Genomic DNA, 1,045 nt, shown 5'->3' on the forward strand with positions numbered 1-1,045 from the left:
AAATACAACATCCGCATACGAAAAAACTCCCGCTGCCAAGTAATCAAGACCTTGTCGCAGGGAAAAGAAAGACAGGAGCCGGTAAGTCATCCTGTCAGTTTACTCTGCGGTTATCTTGGCATAAGCAGACAAGGATATTATCGCCATGTGGATCGTTCTTTGGAGTTGGACGTCCTGCGCAGCAGCATCGTGTTCTATGCGCAGGAGCTTCGCAGCTCTTTACCCAAGGCCGGCATACGCATCCTTTACGAGCTATGCCGTCGCAAATATGCAGATAAGTTTACCATCGGGCGCGACCAATGCTATGAGCTCTTCCGCTCCAATGGTCTGTGCCTTCGCCGTCGCAAACGCCCAAGGACGACCAACTCCAATCACCACTACCACATCTATGAAGACCTTCTCAACACAAGGCCCAAGCTACATCCCGCCCGCTTCGGTGAGCTGTGCGTTACGGATATCACCTACGTGGCAACCTCTTCAGGTTGGGCCTATCTCTCCTTAGTAACCGATGCCGCTTCACGTCTGATCGTGGGCTGGTGTCTTCATCCGACCCTTGAGAGACAAGGTCCGATGAAAGCCCTCTCTATGGCCATCGATTTCTACAGAAAGTATAATGTCGAACTCTCGCAACTCATACACCACTCCGACCGCGGCGTGCAATACTGCTGCAATGAGTACGTCGACAAACTCAAATCTCTTGGAATACAAATAAGCATGACACAAAGCGGAGACCCATTGCACAACGCTCTGGCCGAGAGGATGAACAATACGCTCAAGAACGGATGGCTCTTCAATACAGAAGACAAAAGTCTGCAGCAGGTCAGGCGCCTCACAAAGAAAGCCATCGAACTGTACAACACGTTCAGACCGCATCAGAGTCTGCAGATGAGAACGCCAATGGAAGAAGTCGGAAGGTTGACGGCATAACTTCCTCGGCACACATTATTAAGTCAAACAATAAAAGAAGGAGGCAGAAACAACCGCAACAAGAAAATAAAAGAGTAATTTTGCAATTAGAAGACAACTGTCAACCAACTATGTAGTT

At 49.0% G+C, this 1,045-nt stretch carries 1 protein-coding gene; it reads left to right on the plus strand.

The window, feature by feature from the left end; all coding sequences use genetic code 11:
* Positions 1–927, plus strand: a 927-nt coding sequence (locus GCWU000325_RS10390; RefSeq protein ID WP_006256597.1) for an IS3 family transposase, incomplete at its 5' end; no start/stop codon positions are given.
* Between the last annotated feature and the right edge of the window lie 118 nt (positions 928–1,045).

The sequence above is a fragment of the Alloprevotella tannerae ATCC 51259 genome, from assembly GCF_000159995.1.
Taxonomy (GTDB): Bacteria; Bacteroidota; Bacteroidia; order Bacteroidales; family Bacteroidaceae; genus Alloprevotella; species Alloprevotella tannerae.